Origin of the sequence: Aeromonas sp. HMWF017, from assembly GCF_003061465.1 — a bacterium.
GTDB lineage: Bacteria > Pseudomonadota > Gammaproteobacteria > Enterobacterales > Aeromonadaceae > Aeromonas > Aeromonas veronii.
Genome location: NZ_QAJD01000092.1, coordinates 1 through 2,814, shown reverse-complemented (window position 1 = coordinate 2,814; position 2,814 = coordinate 1). Strand labels below are relative to the sequence as shown.

Here is a 2,814-nt window from a genome sequence, read left to right as displayed (position 1 = left end):
GTGCTGCATATGATGCAGGGCACTCCCTTCATCTATCAGGGGGAGGAGCTCGCCATGACCAACCGCCACTGGCAGCCGGGCGAGCTGCGCGATGTGGAGGCCATCAACTATCGCGCCAGCCAGTCAGGGCTGGATCCTGCCGAGCTGAGTCGGCGGCTCGATGCCATTGGCCGCGACAACGCCCGTACCCCGATGCAGTGGGACGCCGGCCCCTACGCCGGATTCAGTACGGCCACGCCCTGGATTGCCCTCAACGCCAATCACGTCGAGATAAATGCCGCCGAGCAGCTGGCCCGTCCCGACTCCCCGTTTCACTGCTATCGCCAGCTCATCGCCCTGCGCAAGGCTCACCCTGTCATTCGCCACGGCAATTTCGATCTGCTGGATGGGGATGACCCAGATCGTATCGGCTATCGCCGCCACTGGCAGGATCCGGCCAGCGGAGAGCGGCACACCCTGCTGCTGCTCGCCAATCTCACGGCGACCCCCTTGCCGATGCCCCACTTCGACAAGGTGGCAGATGAGATGCGGTTGCTGCTGGCCAATTACCCAAGCGAACCGATGCAGCTCTTCGCCCCTTATCAGTGCGCCATCTGGCTGCAAGTGGAGCAGGGTTAACCCCGTGTTGACGGGCCATACCAATGGCCCGTCAATCGCCACCCCACCGGCTACTAGCAGAAAATCACGCCCCCACGTAATGGGATTAAATTAACCACTATTACTGACTTATTAATTGATTATTTATCCCGTTTGATACGCTCTCATTGCCCCTCTTACTATGCCTGCGACCTATCCATTGCCGATGCAACTATCGGCCTTCAAACTGGCATAGCAAAGTGGAAAACAGATGATCACCACAGACGGGAATAACGCAGTCGCCTCGGTGGCGTACCGCACCAGCGAAGTCATCGCCATCTACCCCATCACCCCCAGCTCGGCCATGGCTGAGCAGTCGTCGGCCTGGTCGAGCGAACGGGGCAAGAACCTCTGGGGGGATGTGCCCCGGGTTGTCGAGATGCAGTCAGAAGGGGGCGCCATCGCCGCCGTCCACGGTGCCCTGCAGACCGGCGCGCTGGCGACCTCGTTTACCTCGTCGCAGGGTTTGCTGCTGATGATCCCCAACCTCTACAAGCTGGCGGGTCAGCTCATCCCCTTCGTGCTGCATGTGGCGGCGCGCACCGTGGCGACCCATGCGCTATCGATCTTTGGCGATCACTCGGACGTGATGGCGGTGCGCCAGACCGGTTGTGCCATGCTCTGTGCCAGCAATGTACAGGAGGCGCAGGACTTTGCCCTGATCTCCCAGATAGCGAGCCTCAACAGCCGCCTCCCCTTTATCCACTTCTTCGACGGCTTTCGTACCTCTCACGAGATCGCCAAGATAGCGCCGCTTGCTGACGACACCCTGCGTGCCCTGCTGCCCGCAGATGCCATCCGTGCCCATCGTGACCGGGCGCTCACCCCCGACAAACCGGTCATTCGCGGCACCGCAGCCAACCCGGACACCTACTTCCAGTGCCGGGAGGCAAGCAACCCCTGGTATGACGCCGCCTATGGCTATGTGAGCGAGGCGATGCAGGCTTTTGGCGAACAGACCGGCCGCCACTACCGGCCGTTTGAATATGTCGGCCACCCGCAGGCGGAGCAGATTGTGGTGCTGATGGGCTCAGCCATCGGCACCTGTGAAGAGGTGATCGAGCGCCTGCTGGCTCAAGGGGAGAAGGTGGGGCTGGTGAAGGTGCGGCTGTTCCGTCCCTTCTCGGCCGAGCACCTGTTGGCCGCGATTCCCGAGAGTGCCCGCGCCATCGCCGTGCTGGATCGCACCAAGGAGCCGGGCGCACAGGCCGAGCCCCTCTATCTCGACGTGATGACGGCGCTGGCCGAAGCGGTCAGCCGGGGCGAGCGGGCAAGCCTGCCGCGTGTCATCGGCGGCCGCTACGGCCTCTCCTCCAAAGAGTTCGGCCCCGCCTGCGCGCTGGCGGTGTTTGCCGAACTGGCGCAAGAGAACCCGCGCCCGCGCTTTACCGTCGGCATCTTCGATGACATCACAGGTCTCTCGCTACCGTTACCCGCGCAGGACGCCTCAAGCCCCATCCACAGCCAGCAACACAAGCTGGAGGCACTCTTCTACGGCCTTGGTAGTGACGGCACCGTCTCGGCGGCCAAGAACAGCATCAAGATCCTCGGCAACCACACCGACCTCTATCCGCAGGGCTATTTCGTCTACGACTCCAAAAAGGCGGGCGGCCTCACCGTCTCTCACCTGCGAGTGGGCGAGCGGCCGCTGCAATCGGCCTATCTGGTGGAAGAGGCGGACTTTATCGGCTGCCATCAGTGGCAGTTTGTCGACAAGTACCGGATGGCGGAACGCTTGAAAGCGGGCGGCATCTTCCTGCTCAACACCCCCTACAGCGAAGCGGAGATCTGGCAGCGACTACCCAGCGAGGTACAACACGCCCTGCGCGAGAAAGAGGCGCGCTTCTATATCATCAACGCCGCCAAAATTGCCCGCGACTGCCAGCTCGGCAACCGCATCAATACCGTGATGCAGATGGCCTTCTTCCAGCTCAGCGCCATCATTCCCCCCGCAGAGGCGACCAGCCTGCTGAAGCAGGCCATCGCCACCAGCTATGGTAGCAAGGGACAAGCGCTGGTCGAACGCAACTGGCAGGCACTGGAAGCAACCTGCGCCGCCCTGACCCAGGTGCCACTTGGCGAGCTGGATCCCGCCAGCCGCCCCCGCCCGCCGGTGGTTTCCGCCAAGGCCCCCGATTTTGTCCAGACCGTCACCGCCGCCATGCTGGCGGGGCTGGG

General features: G+C 62.9%; 2 protein-coding genes. Both read left to right on the top strand.

Annotation, left to right across the window (positions count from 1 at the left end):
* Positions 1–618, top strand: a 618-nt coding sequence (locus DBR30_RS21950; RefSeq protein WP_258224367.1) for an alpha-amylase family glycosyl hydrolase, incomplete at its 5' end; no start/stop codon positions are given.
* 229 nt (positions 619–847) lie between these two features.
* The coding region (gene nifJ / locus DBR30_RS08685; RefSeq protein WP_108588301.1) for a pyruvate:ferredoxin (flavodoxin) oxidoreductase at positions 848–2,814 on the top strand (1,967 nt) is incomplete at its 3' end.